Source organism: Streptococcus sp. A25 (genome assembly GCF_043674095.1).
GTDB classification, from domain to species: Bacteria; Bacillota; Bacilli; order Lactobacillales; family Streptococcaceae; genus Streptococcus; species Streptococcus suis_V.
Window position 1 is genome coordinate 114,567 of record NZ_JBIMJO010000002.1, and the last position, 17,811, is coordinate 132,377.

Below are 17,811 nucleotides of genomic sequence, written 5' to 3' on the forward strand. Positions count from 1 at the left end.
AGGTAAAATATGGTAGCGCCTAAAGTTTCTATTATCGTACCCGTTTACAATACGGAACAATATATCGCGGAATGTATCCAATCCATTCTCCAACAAAGTTTGAAGGATATTGAACTGATTTTGGTCAATGATTGTTCAACAGACCGTTCTTTACAGATTTTAAAAACGTATCAACAAGAAGATAGTCGTGTTACTGTGATTGACCTGCCTGAAAATGTGGGGGTCGGCGATGCTCGCAATAAAGGCATAGATATTTCTAGTGGCGAATTCGTTGCCTTTGTCGATTCAGACGACTTGGTCAAGGTAGATATGTTTGAAAAACTGTATCAGCAAGCCAAGAAAGATCAGGCTGATTTAGTATTGTGCGACACAGGCACTCTCTCATCTGATGGGCGCGAAAAAACTGTTTGGCACAAGCCAATATACGGGAAAGCAAGGCTGCAAGACATCTATCACAATACACAACCCACGGCTCGCATGGTCGCTCGAACACTGATTGACCAAACGAACTTTCGTTTTCTATCGGGTATGGGTGAAGGTATCTATTTCGAGTTGATGATTGCTGCTAACACTATCACAACGGTTCCCGAAAAACTCTATATTTACCGTTCACGCCAAGGTTCACTCAGTACCACTCCTAATCCTGATAACAACCGCAAGTCTATGGAAAATAGCCGCATTATGGGCCAACGTAATCCTGACTATGCTGATTATTTCACCTTCAAAATGATTGAAGATTTACTTCAAATGGTTGCTAATGCAGTCAAAATCGGTGACCAATCAGCCTATCAGGAGGCTGTTGCAGAGCTCGAAAAATTAAACTTTAAACAAAACCCATTTATTCCAACATTTTATAAAAGGGAATATAGCTGGCACCGCTATTATCTCAAAGTCTATTTACTCCCGGCAAATTATTATCTGGGACGAATGATTTCCTTGTTACTATTTAGATAGCCTGCTGATGTACAAAAGAGTTGAGCCAACGCTCAACTCTTTTGTACAATCTATTTTTTAATCCTGAGAACCTTGTTCCCGACCATAATAATACTGGTAGGAATCTTTGCGCTCTTTAGGAACATCGTTCATGACATAGCCAAGCAATTGTGCATCGACATTGTTTAGCAAGCGCAAGCTTTTTTCCAATTCATTTTTCTGAACATAGCCTTGACGTACCACCAATATCATGCCATCGACCTTTCGAGCCATAATCTGAGCATCCGTCACACTGTTGACAGGAGGCAAATCATAGATGACAAAATCAAAAGAATGTTCTAATTCTTCCATCAGACTTGTTATATTATTAGACAACAATAATTCCGCTGGATTTGGTGGGATAGCACCCGAAGTTAAGACATAGACTCCCAAATCTTCAGGATAGTCTAACAAATCTGCAAATGATTGTTTTGTGTCAATCACTAAGTCAGTCAATCCACGTAAATTGGACAATTTAAAGGTCCGGTGAACGGTTGGCTTTCGCAAATCTGCATCCACAATCAACACTTTCTTACCAGCAGCCGCCAAGCTATGAGCTAGATTGGCTGATACAGTTGATTTTCCTTCACCCGGTATCGAAGAAGTCACCCCGATGGAAGTAATCTTACCATTCAACTGGGCATATTGTAGGTTGGTCCGCAGAACACGGATTTGTTCCGCATTTAAGCCAGTTGGCTGGGTTGCAGAATACAGTGGCGCCCCTTGTAATTGTTGTTTATTTAGTTCTCTTTGTCTTCTTTTTCTTCCAAAAAACATCAGCATACTCACTTTCTAAGATGCTATTTATCTAATTTATAATGGGCATTACTGATTTCACTAGCAGTCATATCATATAATTCCGTCAGTAATGTTAAGTTCTGCGCCTGAAGGTAGGCATCATTCTTCACTGTTTGATCAAATAGATTTCTAGAAATGATGAAGCCAAATGATAGGAAGATTCCTGCCAGAATACCCGTCACGACATTTTTGATAATACTAGGTGAAACTTTATTGGCATTGTAAGAAGCAGGTGAGAGGACGACCACCTTACCAAATCCTTCACTGTAAATATCTTGCAAGGTGTCACTAAAGACCGTTGTAATTTCCTCAAGTACAGCCTGGGCTTCCTGAGCATCATCCATACGCAAATTGACTACAAAGGCTTGAGAATCTTCTGTCTGAGTGAAGGTCAAGCGCTCTTTCAAGTAATAAGCCGGATATTTACCACCAAATGAATCTGCAACCTTACCCAAGACAGGCACACCAAAAAGAATATCTCGATAGGTCGGAATCATTTCAAGGTTTGTTCGGATTGAGTTAGCCGCACTGACATAAGCATTCTGATTGCCAACATCAATAGGATCCTGAGCAACCAGCAACTGAGCGCTAGATGCATACTGGGGAGCAACAGCCAAACTAGCGTATAATCCCATAAATGCTCCCCCAATGAGAGAACCAATGGCAATGATCACGATATTTTTCTTAAAAAGTGCTATCAACTCAAAAATATCTATGAAATCATCTCTCTGTTTATTCATTAACTTGTTTACCTTTCATACGGTGAGATTTTTTCCAAACAACATTATATCAGAAAGTTTCTAAATGATGTATTTCTAGGACTGCTTTCTATTTGACAACGATCGAATAAGCTTCCAATTGCTTCAAGCTCGTGATTTTGTTGTCAGTATTTTCATCTACACCCTTCGCACTTAACTTATCCAATAAGATATTCAATGTACGCAATACCAGTTTGAGATCAAAATAGAAAGAATAGCGTTGAATGTACAATAAATCATACTTTAATTTACTATTGAAATCTGAATTATAGGTCCCGTAAATCTGAGCATAGCCTGTCAAGCCAGCTCTTACTCTATGCCGAAGATGATAATAGGGACTCTGTTTTTCATATTGTTCGACAAAGTGAGGACGCTCGGGTCTCGGACCAACGATAGACATATCTCCCCTTAAAATATTAAACAATTGTGGCAATTCATCCAGGCGAGTCGCTCTTAAAAATTGGCCCAAGCGTGTTACCCGACTGTCATTAGATGTAGCAAGGACTGGTCCAGACTGACCTTCAGCATTATTGACCATAGAACGGAATTTTAAAACTTGAAACAGTCTGCCATTCATTGTGACACGCTGCTGGGTATAGAAGACCGGGCCTTTTGAATCCAGCTTGATTGCTAGAGCGACTAAAAGCATGATAGGCCATGTCAGCATCAATAAGACTAATGAAATAAGAATATCAAATATTCTCTTGAAAAAACGTTCCACTTTTGTAAGCTGAAAGGTCTTGAATCCTAAGAAAATATCATCGCCGAATTGATAGATGGAAGACTGAATTTCCAGACCAGAACGAAAATATACAGCATTGTAAATCCCCTTATTCTCCCTTATCAGCATAGTGTAAATTACTTCTCGATCGCTTCCGACCTCGCCAGCAAAGTAAACTGCATCAATATCATCGAGATAGTTGGTGACATTTGTAACAAAATCTGTCGTAAAGGCATGAGTGACAGTAAAAATCGTATTTTCAAACTTCATCAGATTTACTACTGATTTGACTACTTCATCCTCATGTCCAATAACACATAATCGTTTACCACTAAAAATTTTCCGATAAACATATAAGGCCAGATAATTATATAAATGAGTACAGCTTGTGGCCAATAATAGAGCTAGTAATAAAGTAGGCCAATCTGGATACCTTATCAGGTGAAAGGCTGCTAAGATTGTCAGAATAACAAAGACAATCAGCTGAACTGAAGAGGTTACATAGGCCAGCGTTTTATAAGACTTGTTGTAAAAGTGATGATTACCAGCCATCAAAGCTACCAGAGCCTGAATACCCCCGATATAAGCATATTCCAGTGTAGACAAGGACTTGTCACAAACAATGGCAAAACTAATCGAGAAAATGATTGCGCTAATTGTAAGATAGAAGATGTGAAATAATCTTCTATATTCCATATTATTCCCTTCTTTCTGTTTATGATATGGATTGTCAAAAGAGATTTTTAGTAAATACTGAATAAACTTAATTATCCAACGAAAAAACTACTTCTCTTAAAATTACCAAAGAAAAGTATATTTTTGTAATTTTATACATTTGTATTCCGAGCTGTATAGTAATTATTTTCCAGATAGAATCCTTTGATACATCAATTCATTTTATCATAAAATGATGAAATTATTACTAATTATGCTTATTGAAAATATCCTGAAAACGTTTCATATCAGTCGTTTTTAATTAATACTCAACTAAATTCAAAAATAGCCAAGCTCCAATCTCTACGTGCAATTGATTTGAGTTGAGAAGGAGATAGGTTTTGAATAACCTCTTGAAGTTTATCAATAACCTCATTCAAGCTTCTAAATATCTTATTCTTGAAACCACGTTTGCGGATTTCGGCCCAGACTTGCTCAATAGGGTTCATCTCTGGTGTGTAAGGTGGAATAAAGGTAAATTCTATATTCTCAGGGATATTCAATGTCTGAGATTTATGCCAGATGGCATTGTCCATGACTAGAATAATGTAGTCATCTGAATAATCTTCTGACAATTGGTGTAGAAATTTATTCATCCAATCACTATTACAACCACCTGCTATGATGAAAAATGATTCTCCTGAGTGGGCGTCCAAAGCACCATAACAATAGCGATATTCACGGTTATGTTGACTTGCGACACTAGGTCTATACCCTTTTGGAGCCCAAGATTTTCCTAGTTTACTAATAGGACCAAAACCCGCCTCATCCTGATACATAAGGCGGATTTTTTGATACGATTTCCCATTACTAAAGCGCTTACTCAATCTCTCCTCGCACAAAGATTTTATTTTTAGACGCTAAAATGGCTTCCGCATCTGCTTTTTTAGGATGTTTGGGCGTGGGCTGACTTTTGTTGCTTACTGCGTAAGCTTTATCTCCCACCTCAAAGAATCTCTTGATTCTTTGACCCAACCATGGCTTTTTAAGAGAGCTTATAATCCTTCTCGAGTCGTTTTTCGACCAACTTTTGCCTGATAGGCTGCCAAAAGAGAATTAATCGTCACCAATTCTCCCTTAAGAGCAGAAGAAAGTTGCTCATTCAGGAATTGTTCTTCCTCTTCTTGTGTCATGTAGGCGCGACGACGTCCGCCACGATTGTCAGTAAGGAGTGCCTCTAAGCCTCTGTCAAGATAGCGATTCAAGAGGTTTCGAACTGTTTGATGGACAAAGCTCACTGATTTTGCGCTAGCTGTTAGGTTCTAGTTTTCTGAGTAAAGAATGAGAGCCTGAATTTTTCTGTGATGTGGAGCATTTGTCTGAAAGGAACTAACATAAATGACTTATACCCATGAACCACAAATGAACTCATAATGATAGAAGATTATTACCAAGAAGGTATAAAAGTTACAGATATCATGGTAGCTCTTGGAAGATCAAAGCAGACCGTCTATCATGTTATCAACTTTCTCAAAGACGGACATTCTACCTACGACTATTATGAACACAATAAAGCCAATAAGAAACGCTGTGCTCGGAGGAAAAGAAGTCTGTCGCAAGCAGAAAAAGACTTTATTCAAACTCATATAGATCAAAGCTAGAGCCTTGATGTCATTAAAGGAACTTATCCAGATAGGATTTCTTGTTCTATGAGAACTCTCTATCGACTGGCTGACCGTGGTGTTTTCAAGAAGGAAGACCTCCCTTGGAAAGGAAAACGAAAACTAGAAACAGAATGGTAGATATGAACCGCACCCCAAAAGTTAGATTTTTCTCTCTAACTTTTGGGGTGCGGTTCAATCCAGTAGTAAGTCTTCAGTCTTATCCTCTACTTCCGATACATTTTAAATTGTAGGAAGAGGTCATTATAGAGACCGAGCATTTCCTTGCCCAGGTTGTCATAGACTTCCATCTCTTTCATGGTTTCCTCGGAAGGATAGAAAGCCTCGTCATTTTGAGTTTCTTCATCCAACATAGCCTTGGCTGCAGGAATCGGCGTTGAATAGCCAACATATTCCGCATTGCGAAGGGCATTTTCAGGACGAAGCATGAAGCTCATAAATGCATGGGCCCCGTCGATGTTCTTAGCTGTCTTTGGAATAACCATATTATCAAACCAGAGGTTAGAACCTTTTGACGGTACGACATAGTGCAGCTTTTCATTGCCATCCAGCATTTCACTGGCCTCACCTGAGAAACTAACAGCAATAGCCGCCGCATCCTGAATCATGTAACCCTTGATTTCATCAGCAACAATGGCTTTGACATTCGGAGTCAAGTTATAGAGATGTTCCGCAGCTTGGGCAATTTCAGCCTTATCCTGCGAATTGAGACTGTAGCCGAGAGATTGTAGACCAAAGCCCATGACCTCACGGACACCGTCAATCAGCATGATATTGTCACGATATTCCTCAGACCACAAATCCTCCCATTCCTGTGGCGGATTGTCAACCATGGTTTCATTGTAAACAATTCCCAGGGTTCCCCAGAAATAAGGAATGGAGTAATCATTGTTCTCATCAAAGCTGAGCCCCATAAATTGTGGGTCGATATTTTCCAATCCCTCAATTTTCGACTTATCCAACTTGATCAGCATATCTTCTTCAGCCATCTTAGAAATCATATACTCAGACGGCACAGCCAAGTCATAGGTTGTCCCACCCTGCTGAATCTTTGTGTACATGGACTCGTTGGAATCAAAGGTCTGGTAATCAACCTGGATACCGGTTTCGGCGGTAAATTCGTCCAACAATTCTGGGTCGATATAATCACCCCAGTTATAGATGACCAATTTATCAGTGGTTCCTTGGGTAGAATCAGCCTCTAGTTTGCTAGAAATTCCCCAAAGCACGAGAATGATAGCAAGAATACCAACAAAAAATGATGTCAATCGTTTCATTAGTTTGCCTCCTTCTCACGCGAAATAAAATAATAACCTACGACAAGCACAATACTGAAGAGGAAGACCAGGGTGGACAGGGCATTGATTTCCAAAGAAATCCCCTGACGAGCCCGTGAGTAAATCTCAACAGACAGGTTTGAGTAGCCATTTCCTGTGACAAAGAAGGTCACGGCAAAATCATCCAGCGAATAAGTAAAGGCCATAAAGTAGCCTGCAATAATGGCTGGAGTCAAATAAGGCAACATGATTTCTCGGAGCATTTGCGGTTGCGTTGCCCCCAAGTCATAGGCTGCGGAAATCATATCAGCATTCATTTCTTTGAGTCGTGGCAAGACCATGAGGACCACAATCGGAATCGAAAAGGCAATGTGGCTGAGTAAGACAGAGACAAAGCCCAGCTGGAAACCAATCATGGTAAAGAGAATCAAGAAACTCGCACCAATCATAACGTCCGGTGCTACCATGAGGATATTGTTGACCGATAAAAGGGCATTCTGAAACCTCTGCTTGGACTGGTAGATATAAATGGCACCGAAGGTCCCGATAATTGTCGCAATTAGCGAGCTGAGGAAGGCTAAAAAGAAGGTTTGAGCCAAAATCAACATCAGGCGACTATCTCCCAGCATGGCTGAGAAATGCTCTAACGTAAAACCAGTAAAGCCATTCATATCCCCACCTTCATTGAAGGCATAGAAAATCAAATAGAAAATTGGCAGATACAAGACAAGGAAGGCAGTGGTTAGATAAATCTTTGCAAATTTTTTCATTTATTTCTTCCTCTCTTTCGTTAGCCACATAATGGCCAGCATGGCAAGAATCAAGACGACACCAATGGTGGAGCCCATGCCCCAGTTCTGGGTTGTCAAGAAATGCTGCTCAATGGCTGTACCCAGCGTAATCACACGGTTACCACCGATAAGGCGGGTCAACATAAACAAGCTCAAACTTGGGATAAAGACCGCCTGCACACCTGAACGAACACCATTCATGGACAGAGGAAAAATAACTTTTGTAAAGGTCTGCCAAGGAGTTGCCCCCAAATCTCGACTAGCATTGATAAGATTAGGATCTAAATCATCCAAGGCATTGAAAATCGGCAAAATCATGAAAGGAATTTCAATATAGGCCGCAACAGTGATAAATGAAAAATCTGTAAAGAGAATTTGCTGGGCACCCAGGCCAATAAATTCCAAGAACTGATTGACCGAGCCATATTGACCAAAAATCCCGATAAAGGCATAGGCCTTTAGCAAGAGGTTGACCCAAGTCGGCAGGATAATCAACATGAGCCAGAGCTGCTTGTGCTTGAGCTTGGTCAAAAAATAGGCTGTTGGATAGGATACCAACAAAGTAACCAAGGTAATCAAACCTGCGTAAAAAATGGAGTTAAAACTCATCCGCAAGTAAGTATTATTTGGCGAGTTAAAGTAAGTTTGGTAGTTGGCTAGGGTAAAGTTGCCATGAATATCAAAGAAAGACTTAAAGACAATCAGGGCAACAGGCGCCAGTACAAAGAGGAAAACCCATAAAGCATAGGGGATGGCAAAGAGCTTAGAGGTTTTCTTCATTGCGTTCCTCCTCAATGGCATTGATCAAGCCATCTTCCACTTCTTCGACTTCTACATATTCCTCGATACGGGCATCAAATTCTTCTTCCGTTTCGTTGAGACGCATGATATGGATGTCTTCTGGTTCAAAGTCCAGACCGATGACCTCACCGACAATAGCCTTGCGCGTCGAGTGAATCATCCACTCATTGCCCAAATCATCATAGGCGATGATTTCGTAATGAACCCCACGGAAGAGCTGGGTATCCACCTTAACCTGCAACTTGCCTTCTTCAGGCAGGGTAATCCGCAAATCTTCCGGACGGATGACCACTTGTACCTCTTCATTTGGACGCATACCACCGTCCACAGCCTCAAAACGCTTGCCGTTGAACTCAACCAGGTAGTCCTCAAGCATGCGACCAGGCAGGATATTGGACTCCCCGATAAAGGTCGCTACAAAATGGTTGATTGGCTCATCATAAATGTCAACTGGTGTCCCTGATTGAACAATTTCACCATCATTCATGACGAAAATCCAGTCAGACATAGCCAGCGCCTCTTCTTGGTCGTGAGTAACAAAGACAAAGGTAATGCCCAGACGCTGCTGCAATTCACGCAATTCGTATTGCATCTCGGTCCGTAGTTTCAAGTCAAGAGCTGACAAAGGCTCATCTAGCAAGACAACGCGCGGTTGGTTGATGATTGCACGCGCAATGGCCACACGCTGACGTTGACCTCCAGACAATTTCTGGATGGCACGGTTCTCATAACCAGATAAACGAACCATCTGCAGAGCCTCTTTGACACGGCGGTCAATTTCAGCCTTATCAACCTTGCGTAATTTTAGTGGAAAAGCCACATTTTCAAAGACGGTCATATGCGGGAAAAGGGCATATGATTGAAAGACAGTATGGACATCCCGCTTGTTGGTCGGAACATCATTGATCCGCTGTCCATCCAGATAAATGTCACCAGACGTCGCATCCAGGAGACCTGCGATAATATTCAAAATCGTTGATTTACCGGAACCAGAAGCACCAAGCAAAGTGTAAAACTTGCCTTCTTCCAGTTCAAAACTAATGTTTTTCAAGACAGTTGTTCCACTGTCCTCGAAGACCTTAGAAACGTCTTTAAATTCAATAATTGGCTTTTTCAATTCTCATAAATTCCTTCTTTAGGTAAACTAACAGATTCCAGGCTCTGTTGGGCCTATACCACCTCGTGGGCAAGAAAACTGCTCGTCATACTACCTGCTACGATAAGCCTCACCCCTCAACTGTACCGATGATTACAAACTATCACCGATAATCCGAACCTCTCTCTCCAAGGTTACTCCTGAAAATTCTTTGACTGTTTCAATGACATGAGCAATCAAGTTTTCATAATCCTGAGCTGACCCATCTGCTACATTGACCATAAAGCCTGCATGCTTTTCCGAAACTTCCACACCGCCAATACGATGCCCCATGAGACCGGCCTCCATGATGAGCTGGCCAGCAAACATTCCTGGTGGACGCTTAAAGACAGATCCACAAGAAGGGTACTCCAGTGGTTGCTTAAGCTCGCGCAAATGTGTCAATCGGTCCATTTCATATTTGATAACCGGATGATTACCAGGCTTCAAAGCAAATTTGGCAGATAGGACAATTGCCCCATTTTCCTGCAGGATGGATGACCGATAACCAAAGCGCAAATCACGATTATCCAATGTTTCGACATAACCAGCAGGAGTTAAAATTTGTGCAGATACCAAGATATGGGCCACTTCACCACCATAAGCACCGGCATTCATATAAACAGCACCGCCGACACTACCAGGAATGCCGCAGGCAAATTCAAAGCCAGTCAAGGAATGAAAGAGGGCAACCTTGGTCGTCTCAATCAGGTTGGCACCTGCCTCAGCCTCAATCGTATAGCCAGAAACCGTCACTGAGTTGAGCTTATCCATCCTGATAACAAAGCCCCTGATGCCACCATCACGGACGATAATATTACTAGAATTTCCTAAAACCTGCCAGGGAATACCTTCACGATTGGCAAATTCTACGATGCGTACGATCTCATAGCGATTACGTGGAAAAGCCAGGTAGTCTACTGCACCCCCGACTTTTGTATACGTATATTCCTTTAAGGGCTCATCAAATCGAATATCGATTCCCTCAAGCTCCTGTCTAATCTTATCCTTCATTATCATTCTCATTTCAAAAATAGATATACGGTTCATATTATACCAAAAATTTAACTAGATTACGATTATTTTTGGACAATTGCATCAAAAACAAAAAATACAGTTCCCTCAAGAACCGTATTTTGTTTAGGATACCTTAATCCCGTCTTTATCTACCTGTAGGATATGCACACTGCCGTCCAATTCAAGCTTTTCTATGGCAAGTTTAATGGCCTCTTCCTTATCCTTAGAGGCTAGTACCATAACGGTTGGACCTGCTCCAGAAAGGTAGGTTGCATAAGCACCCAACTCCTGAGCTGTTTGCTTGATGGGGCAAAATTCCTTGACCAAGAGTTGGCGATGAGGCTCGTGGAACATATCTGATTGGATAAGTTGACCAGCTTTTTCCAAATCACCGGACATAAGACTGGCAATAGCGACGTTGGCAATACTGCTTGCTGCCACGGCCTTCTTATAGCCCATCTGCGATGGCAGAACTCCACGGCTTTCACTGGTCCGCAGAGGATAGTTAGGAATAAAAGCGATAAAGCTGGCCTCTGGGAAGTCCGTCACAACAGCATGGACTTTCTTATTGACATAGCTGGCAATAACTAGATTTCCATAAATAGCTGGCGCTACATTATCAGGATGACCTTCTATCTTAGTTGCCAATTGCAACTTTTCTTCCTGGCTTAGGTTCAATTGACCCAATAGATTGGCCAACTCAATCCCTGCTACAATGACAGAGCTGGACGAACCCAAGCCACGGGCCAAAGGAACATCGCTTGTCATTTTCAAGCGGTGAGGTGGCAGGTTTTTGGAAACTTTCAAAGCTGTCTTAATCAGCAGATTACTCTTATCAGATGGAACATGCTCTAGGTCATGCTCAATAAACCATTCATCTGCAGGCGCTAGAATTTCAATGGCCAGGTATTTTGAGAGGGCAACACCGACCGAGTCAAAACCCGGTCCTATATTGGCTGAAGTAGCTGGAACTGTAATTTTCATGCTTATTCTCCCAAGACCTTGAAAGTATTTAAGACAGTGAAGTCCTCAGCCTGGGCAAGCTTTTCAGTCACATTTTCTAGCTGGGTCTTGCTCATCTCATGGGTCACGATAACCATACGAGCTGTCTCACCGTTTGCCTCCTTCTGCAGAATTTGCTTGAAGGAGATTTCTTCAGAGTTGAAAATTTCTGCCAAACGGAGCATTTTTCCGTTCTGGTCAGATGCTACGATAGAGAAATAATATTCGCTCATCACATCAGACGGAGCTGCCAACTGGAGCGGACGGCTATACTCATTAAATGCTTTGCCAATCGTACCGTCTTTCAGACGACGAACAATGCGAATCAGGTCGGCAGTCACGCTAGTAGCTGTTGGTTTTTGTCCAGCACCTGGTCCGTAGTACATAGACTGGCCGATACCAATGGACTCGACAAAGACCGCATTCATAACGCCATTGACACTAGCAAGCGGGTGATTTTTTGGCAGGAAGGTTGGTGACACTTCTGCTGCAATTCCAGAAGCTGTTTCACGAATATCCCCTACCAACTTGATGACATAGCCAAGCTCTTGTGCTACTGCTACATCTTCAGGTGTGATATTGGAAATTCCCTTGTGGGCAACGTGGTCAAAATCAACAGTCATACCAAAGGCAAATTGGCTGAGGATAACGGCCTTATAGGCTGCATCAATTCCTTCAACGTCGTTGGTCGGATCTGACTCTGCGTAACCTAGTTCCTGGGCTGTCTGCAGGGCTGTTTCGTAAGTCCATCCTTCGTCTAGCATCTTGGTCAGCATGAAGTTAGATGTCCCATTCAAGACACCCAAAACACGGGTAATATTATCCGCAGCAAGAGAATTGACTAAGGTACGCAAGACTGGGATACCGCCTGCAACCGCTGCTTCGTAGTAAAGGGCCAGTCCTTTTTCCTGAGCCAGAGTACGCAATTCACTGCCATGCACAGCCAACAGGTCTTTGTTAGCTGTCACGATATGCTTGCCTGCCTCCAAAGCGCGTGTGATGAAAGTTTTTGCTGGCTCGATACGTCCCATAAGCTCAACGACAATAGCAATGTCGTCGTCTGCCAAAATCTCGTCAATGTTGGTCACGAAATCATAGTCATGGCCTGCAGCCAATAAACGCTCTTTTTCCGCATCGTCCTTTACAAGAACCTTTGAAATCTCTATGCTGTCTTGGGCTGCCAATTCAATCTTTTCCTTATTTTCTGTCAGAAGGAATGGCACACCACTCGCTACCGTACCAAACCCCAATAATCCAATCTTAACTACCATATTATCTCCTTAAAACTATTTTTCCTATTATACCAAATATTCTGACTATTTGGCAAAAATTTTGGTATAATTAAAGTAGTAAGAAGAATTACATATATTGAGGTAGTGAATATGGCGAAGAGAAAGCATGGGCGGCACAAGCATCAAAAAGTGAAAAGATTTCCAGTAATATTTACTCTGCTGAGTGTTTTGCTGATTGGAACCCTTGTTTTTTGCCTCGTCTACTTCTATCAAGACCCAGGATCCAGAACAGACTTGGTCCAGCAAACTCCAGAAACCCCTAAAAAAGAGATTGATACAACTCCTTCACAGAAAACTGGTCCTGAAGAAGTAACTTGGGTTAAGCAAGAAAGTCCGGTCCGTCTGCCCATTCTGATGTACCATGCTATCCATGTCATGGCTCCTGAAGAGGCTGCCAACGCCAATTTAATTGTGGATCCTTCTACGTTTGAAAGTCATCTCAAGGCCCTCCAGGAAGCTGGCTATTACACCCTTTCACCTGAAGAAGCTCTGCGGGTTCTCAGGGACAATGAAGTTCCTGACGGCAAGAAAGTCGTCTGGCTAACTTTCGATGATAGCCTCTGGGATTTCCATAGCCATGCCTATCCTTTGCTTAAGCAGTACCAGATGAAGGCTACCAACTTTGTTATCACTGGTTTTACGGAAAATGGCACAGCGGGCTACCTGACTGTCGATCAGATGCTGGAGATGAAAGAGCACAAAATGTCTTTCCAAGGTCATACGGTCAATCATCCCGACCTGGCACAAAGCAGCCTTGAAAGCCAATCCATTGAGCTTTCCTACTCCAAACAATTCCTAAACCAGCAACTTAGTCAGGAAACCATTGCTCTAGCCTATCCTGCTGGTCGCTATTCAGCCGATACCCTGGCTTTGGCAGAAAATACCGGCTACCAATTGGGATTGACCACCAACCATGACCTAGCAACTGTTGATAACGGAATGCTTAGTTTAAATCGTCTGAGGGTATTGCCAACGACCACTGCCGACATCTTGCTAGAGATGATTCAAGCCGACTGACATAGAGATACAAGAAAAGATGACCTCATACGAAATCATCTTTTTCTTTTTATATTCCCTTGGACTGCAACAGCTGCGCATCAAAGTCTGTTGCTGGGCGCCAACCCTTGGCTAATAAGTCTCTGATATGGAGTTTATTATAGAATGCCGCCATGACAATATTGACGATAAAGACAAGATAGCCCTTTTCTATTGAGTAGGCGTAGTTACCAAGAGCTGCATTGGCCAGTAGCATAATAGCCGCCCATTTCCAATCCCGTCTAAAGACGGCAACCCACATGGTAAAAAACAGGGTCGTCCAAGAAAAACCAAGGGGAGCCTGTTTAAATTGCCCCCGATGATTGGTCAGATTTACTTTCATTTCTATCTCCTCTTCTAATGCATAATCCTATTATACACTAAATAGCCTGGGTCATGAAACTTCTGCTTTCCAAGACTTTGACCATAGCCGCAGCTGTATCAATGGCTGTAAAGAGTGGGATACCACCTTCAATGGCTGAGCTACGAATGACTTGACCATCCGAGTCTGCCACACGCTTTTTACCAACTGTATTGACAATGGCTTGAATTTTTCCAGCTCGAACCAGACTTGGAATATCGAAACCACCTACATCACCAACTTTATTGACCAAGGTAACAGGAAGTTGGTGGTCCGTCAGATAGGCTGCCGTTCCGCTAGTCGCAAAAATGCCATACCCCAAATCGTGGAAACGACGCGCCAGCTCCAAGGTTTCTTCCTTATCTTCATCCGCAATGGTAAAGACGACATTGCCAAATTCTTCCAAGTGCTGGTAGCTAGCTTCAAATGCCTTGTAAAGTGCTTTTTCAAGCGTCACATCTGAACCCATGATTTCGCCCGTTGACTTCATTTCAGGTCCCAAAAGACTGTCAACCTTCGCCAATTTTGTGAATGAGAAGACTGGAGCTTTGACGTGGACCTGCTTGCTTTCTGGATAGAGACCGTCTGCATAACCAAGTTCTGCCAAGGATTGACCCAAAATCAATTTGGTCGCGACTTGAGCCATCGGAATGTCTGTCACTTTTGACAGGAAGGGAACGGTTCGGCTGGCACGTGGATTGACCTCAATGACATAGACCTTTTCGTCCTTGATAACAAACTGAATGTTCATCATACCGATACAGTTGAGACCAATAGCCAATCGCTTGGTGTAATCAGCAATGGTTGCTTGTACCGCTGGCGACAGGGTTTGCGGTGGGTAAACTGCCATCGAGTCCCCCGAATGGACACCTGCCCGCTCGATGTGTTCCATAATTCCCGGAATGAGAACATCCTTGCCATCAGAAATCGCATCTACTTCACACTCTTGACCAACGATATAACTGTCAACGAGAACAGGGTGCTCAGGACTAGCCTTGACCGCCGTCCGCATGTAGGAACGTAGGTCATTTTCATTTTCAACAATCTCCATGGCACGCCCACCCAAGACATAAGATGGACGGACAAGGACTGGAAAGCCAATTTTGCGGGCCGCTTCAAGAGCCTCTTCTTCATTGGTTGCGGTTTGACCTGGTGGCTGCGGGATGTCCAAGTCTTTCAGAGCTTTTTCAAACAAATCGCGGTCCTCAGCCCGGTCTAAATCTGCTACCTGAGTTCCCAATATCGGAATACCAGCCTTGGCAAGCGGTTCAGCCAAATTGATGGCTGTCTGCCCACCGAATTGCACAATGACACCTTTGGGCTGCTCCAAATCAATCACATTGAGTACATCTTCCAAGGTCAAAGGTTCAAAATAGAGCTTGTCCGAAACCGAGAAATCTGTCGAAACAGTTTCAGGGTTGGAGTTCATGATAATAGCCTCGTAACCTGCTGCCTGAATGGCTTTGACAGAGTGAACCGTCGCATAGTCAAATTCAACCCCTTGACCGATGCGGATTGGCCCAGAACCTAACACAAGGACCGATTCCTTGTCTGATTTGATGGATTCATTTTCCCAAGCATAGGTTGAATAGAAATAAGGCGTCGCGCTCTCAAATTCTGCTGCACAGGTATCCACCATTTTGTAAACTGGGACAATGCCATTTTCAGTCCGGAGCTGGCGAATGTAGCATTCCGTTCGCCCCCACAGCTCTGCTATTTTACGATCTGCAAAGCCGTATTTTTTCGCTTTTTTGAGGACATCTAAGTTATCAAAATGAGTCGCCAATTCCTGCTCAAGCTCTATAATATGCAACAACTTATCAAGGAAGAACAGGTCAATCTTGGTTAATTGGGCTAGTTCCTCAATCGTATAGCCACGATGAATGGCCTCAGAAAGGTAAAAGAGTCGGTCGTCCTGCGCTTTGACAATCTTTTCCACTAAGTGATCGTCCGGCACTTGGCTGAGTTCTGTCATTTCATTGTGATAAACACCGATTTCCAAGGAACGGCAGGCTTTCAAAAGGCTTTCTTCAATGTTCCGTCCGATGGCCATGACTTCCCCTGTCGCCTTCATCTGTGTTCCCAGACGGCGCTCCCCTTTTTCAAATTTATCAAATGGGAAACGGGGGATTTTAGCAACTACGTAGTCCAAAGCAGGCTCAAACATGGCATAGGTTGTCCCAGTTACTGGGTTAATCATTTCATCCAAGGTCAAACCAACCGCAATTTTTGCCGCTAATTTGGCAATAGGATAGCCAGTTGCTTTTGAAGCCAAGGCTGACGAGCGTGACACGCGCGGATTAACTTCGATGACATAGTATTTGAAACTATGGGGATCCAAGGCCAACTGGACATTACAGCCACCTTCGATTTTCAAGGCGCGAATAATGCTGAGGCTGGCATCGCGGAGCATCTGGTTTTCAATATCCGAAAGCGTCTGCGTTGGAGCAAATACGATAGAATCTCCTGTATGAATTCCCACAGGGTCAAAGTTTTCCATGTTACACACCACAAGTGCATTGTCTGCCGCATCGCGCATCACTTCGTACTCGATTTCCTTGAAACCTGCAATTGAGCGCTCAATCAAACATTGAGTTACTGGCGACAATTTCAAGCCATTTCCTGCGATTTCGCGGAGTTCTTCCTCGTTGGCACACATACCGCCGCCTGTACCGCCCAGCGTGAAGGCCGGACGCACAATAACAGGGTAGCCGATAGAATTGGCAAAGTTCAACGCCTCATCAACGGTCGTCACAATTTCAGACTCAGGAATGGGCTGATTGAGATCCTCCATCAATTGTTTGAACAAATCGCGGTCCTCAGCTTGGTCAATGGCCGACAATTTTGTTCCCAAGAGCTCAACACCCAGCTCTTCCAAAATTCCAGCCTTGGACAATTCCATAGCCATGTTGAGACCTGTTTGTCCACCAAGGGTTGGCAAGAGAGCATCAGGACGCTCTTTTCGCAAAATACGACTGACAAATTCCAGCGTAATCGGCTCGATATACACCTTATCCGCAATTTCCTTGTCGGTCATAATTGTTGCGGGGTTAGAATTGACCAGTACAACGCTGTAGCCTTCTTCTTTCAAGGCCAAACACGCCTGCGTCCCCGCATAATCAAACTCCGCAGCCTGACCAATAATAATCGGACCAGATCCAATCACCATAATTTTTTTAATATCGTTTCTTTTTGGCATAATGTATGATACAAAGCCCGTTAAGAGGACAAAGCGAAAATAGGAAACGCGCCGCTGATGCTTCAAGCAGCCAAACGACGTTTATCTTTTACACACAGTCCTTAGAGCATGTTCGAATTTTAAAATCAAATCGTACTCGAACCTGTATCTTCTCCTTTCTATTTGTCAACTCACAGGTTGACATTAAATAAGATCAGTCCGACGTTAGGAAAGTCAATTCGATACTAATTGGCTTTCCTAACTAGTGCAAGGGATAGCCTGACCTCCATAGAGGCAGGCGTAGGGAAATGAGTTGCGTGCAACCATTGACCTGTCC

Annotated in this window: 15 protein-coding genes and 1 pseudogene; 3 read left to right on the plus strand and 13 right to left on the minus strand. The window is 43.1% G+C overall.

Annotated features, from left to right (window positions below; all coding sequences use genetic code 11):
• Window positions 1–9: 9 nt before the first annotated feature.
• Window positions 10–954 (plus strand): glycosyltransferase family 2 protein, encoded by a 945-nt coding sequence (locus tag ACHBID_RS01490; RefSeq protein ID WP_394731453.1) that lies wholly within the window; start codon window positions 10–12, stop codon window positions 952–954.
• 57 nt (window positions 955–1,011) lie between these two features.
• Here ACHBID_RS01490 and ACHBID_RS01495 read toward each other — a convergent pair whose 3' ends face one another.
• From ACHBID_RS01495 to ACHBID_RS01510, 4 genes and pseudogenes are all read right to left on the minus strand, one after another.
• Window positions 1,012–1,755 carry a CpsD/CapB family tyrosine-protein kinase gene (locus tag ACHBID_RS01495; protein WP_394731454.1) on the minus strand — a complete coding sequence of 248 codons (744 nt, stop codon included), beginning with the start codon at window positions 1,753–1,755 and terminating at the stop codon, window positions 1,012–1,014.
• Window positions 1,756–1,772: 17 nt separating this feature from the next.
• The gene (locus tag ACHBID_RS01500; protein ID WP_394731455.1) at window positions 1,773–2,510 is read right to left on the minus strand and encodes a YveK family protein; all 738 of its coding nucleotides are present in this window, start codon (window positions 2,508–2,510) and stop codon (window positions 1,773–1,775) included.
• A gap of 88 nt (window positions 2,511–2,598) precedes the next feature.
• Window positions 2,599–3,945: a sugar transferase gene (locus tag ACHBID_RS01505; RefSeq protein ID WP_394731456.1), complete on the minus strand. Its 1,347-nt coding sequence runs from the start codon at window positions 3,943–3,945 to the stop codon at window positions 2,599–2,601.
• 287 nt (window positions 3,946–4,232) lie between these two features.
• Window positions 4,233–5,303: pseudogene (locus ACHBID_RS01510) on the minus strand (IS630 family transposase).
• Between the two features lie 33 nt (window positions 5,304–5,336).
• Between ACHBID_RS01510 and ACHBID_RS01515 the strand changes: the two are divergent.
• A complete protein-coding gene (locus ACHBID_RS01515; protein ID WP_238140780.1) occupies window positions 5,337–5,564 on the plus strand; it encodes a hypothetical protein in 228 nt (75 codons plus the stop codon).
• Window positions 5,565–5,791: 227 nt separating this feature from the next.
• On the opposite strand, the gene ACHBID_RS01520 is transcribed toward ACHBID_RS01515, so the two are convergent.
• The 7 genes from ACHBID_RS01520 to ACHBID_RS01550 all read right to left on the minus strand — a co-directional run bounded on the left by ACHBID_RS01520 (window position 5,792) and on the right by ACHBID_RS01550 (window position 12,879).
• Complete coding sequence (locus tag ACHBID_RS01520) at window positions 5,792–6,862, minus strand: ABC transporter substrate-binding protein (protein WP_105123352.1); 1,071 nt, start codon at window positions 6,860–6,862, stop codon at window positions 5,792–5,794.
• On the minus strand, window positions 6,862–7,632 hold the full coding sequence (locus tag ACHBID_RS01525; RefSeq protein ID WP_105123353.1) for an ABC transporter permease: 771 nt from the start codon (window positions 7,630–7,632) through the stop codon (window positions 6,862–6,864). The genes ACHBID_RS01520 and ACHBID_RS01525 overlap by 1 nt, the downstream gene beginning before the upstream one ends.
• On the minus strand, window positions 7,633–8,433 hold the full coding sequence (locus tag ACHBID_RS01530) for an ABC transporter permease (RefSeq protein WP_105110145.1): 801 nt from the start codon (window positions 8,431–8,433) through the stop codon (window positions 7,633–7,635).
• Window positions 8,417–9,571: an ABC transporter ATP-binding protein gene (locus ACHBID_RS01535; RefSeq protein WP_105137431.1), complete on the minus strand. Its 1,155-nt coding sequence runs from the start codon at window positions 9,569–9,571 to the stop codon at window positions 8,417–8,419. Before ACHBID_RS01535 ends, ACHBID_RS01530 begins: the two co-directional genes overlap by 17 nt.
• A 132-nt stretch (window positions 9,572–9,703) precedes the next feature.
• On the minus strand, window positions 9,704–10,603 hold the full coding sequence (gene murB, locus ACHBID_RS01540) for a UDP-N-acetylmuramate dehydrogenase (RefSeq protein WP_105110143.1): 900 nt from the start codon (window positions 10,601–10,603) through the stop codon (window positions 9,704–9,706).
• 126 nt (window positions 10,604–10,729) lie between these two features.
• The gene (gene thrB, locus ACHBID_RS01545) at window positions 10,730–11,590 is read right to left on the minus strand and encodes a homoserine kinase (RefSeq protein WP_394731457.1); all 861 of its coding nucleotides are present in this window, start codon (window positions 11,588–11,590) and stop codon (window positions 10,730–10,732) included.
• A gap of 2 nt (window positions 11,591–11,592) precedes the next feature.
• Window positions 11,593–12,879 carry a homoserine dehydrogenase gene (locus ACHBID_RS01550; protein ID WP_394731458.1) on the minus strand — a complete coding sequence of 429 codons (1,287 nt, stop codon included), beginning with the start codon at window positions 12,877–12,879 and terminating at the stop codon, window positions 11,593–11,595.
• Window positions 12,880–12,990: 111 nt separating this feature from the next.
• Here ACHBID_RS01550 and ACHBID_RS01555 point away from each other — a divergent pair, with 111 nt between their 5' ends.
• Window positions 12,991–13,917, plus strand: coding sequence for a polysaccharide deacetylase family protein (locus tag ACHBID_RS01555; RefSeq protein WP_105160892.1), 927 nt, complete (start codon window positions 12,991–12,993; stop codon window positions 13,915–13,917).
• Window positions 13,918–13,966: 49 nt separating this feature from the next.
• Here the strand turns inward: ACHBID_RS01555 and ACHBID_RS01560 are convergent, their stop codons facing one another.
• Both ACHBID_RS01560 and carB read right to left on the minus strand, forming a co-directional pair.
• Complete coding sequence (locus ACHBID_RS01560; RefSeq protein ID WP_105110139.1) at window positions 13,967–14,278, minus strand: hypothetical protein; 312 nt, start codon at window positions 14,276–14,278, stop codon at window positions 13,967–13,969.
• A 37-nt stretch (window positions 14,279–14,315) separates the two neighbouring features.
• Entirely contained in the window at window positions 14,316–17,495 is a 3,180-nt protein-coding gene (gene carB / locus ACHBID_RS01565) for a carbamoyl-phosphate synthase large subunit (RefSeq protein ID WP_394731459.1), read from the minus strand.
• Window positions 17,496–17,811: the final 316 nt, after the last annotated feature.

Coding starts and splice junctions, on each gene's coding strand:
- ACHBID_RS01490 (WP_394731453.1), top strand. CDS start 10: ATGGTAGCGCCTAAAGTTTCTATTATCGTACCCGTTTACAATACGGAA.
- ACHBID_RS01495 (WP_394731454.1), bottom strand. CDS start 1,755: ATGCTGATGTTTTTTGGAAGAAAAAGAAGACAAAGAGAACTAAATAAA.
- ACHBID_RS01500 (WP_394731455.1), bottom strand. CDS start 2,510: ATGAATAAACAGAGAGATGATTTCATAGATATTTTTGAGTTGATAGCA.
- ACHBID_RS01505 (WP_394731456.1), bottom strand. CDS start 3,945: ATGGAATATAGAAGATTATTTCACATCTTCTATCTTACAATTAGCGCA.
- ACHBID_RS01515 (WP_238140780.1), top strand. CDS start 5,337: ATGATAGAAGATTATTACCAAGAAGGTATAAAAGTTACAGATATCATG.
- ACHBID_RS01520 (WP_105123352.1), bottom strand. CDS start 6,862: ATGAAACGATTGACATCATTTTTTGTTGGTATTCTTGCTATCATTCTC.
- ACHBID_RS01525 (WP_105123353.1), bottom strand. CDS start 7,632: ATGAAAAAATTTGCAAAGATTTATCTAACCACTGCCTTCCTTGTCTTG.
- ACHBID_RS01530 (WP_105110145.1), bottom strand. CDS start 8,433: ATGAAGAAAACCTCTAAGCTCTTTGCCATCCCCTATGCTTTATGGGTT.
- murB (WP_105110143.1), bottom strand. CDS start 10,603: ATGAAGGATAAGATTAGACAGGAGCTTGAGGGAATCGATATTCGATTT.
- thrB (WP_394731457.1), bottom strand. CDS start 11,590: ATGAAAATTACAGTTCCAGCTACTTCAGCCAATATAGGACCGGGTTTT.
- ACHBID_RS01550 (WP_394731458.1), bottom strand. CDS start 12,879: ATGGTAGTTAAGATTGGATTATTGGGGTTTGGTACGGTAGCGAGTGGT.
- ACHBID_RS01555 (WP_105160892.1), top strand. CDS start 12,991: ATGGCGAAGAGAAAGCATGGGCGGCACAAGCATCAAAAAGTGAAAAGA.
- ACHBID_RS01560 (WP_105110139.1), bottom strand. CDS start 14,278: ATGAAAGTAAATCTGACCAATCATCGGGGGCAATTTAAACAGGCTCCC.
- carB (WP_394731459.1), bottom strand. CDS start 17,495: ATGCCAAAAAGAAACGATATTAAAAAAATTATGGTGATTGGATCTGGT.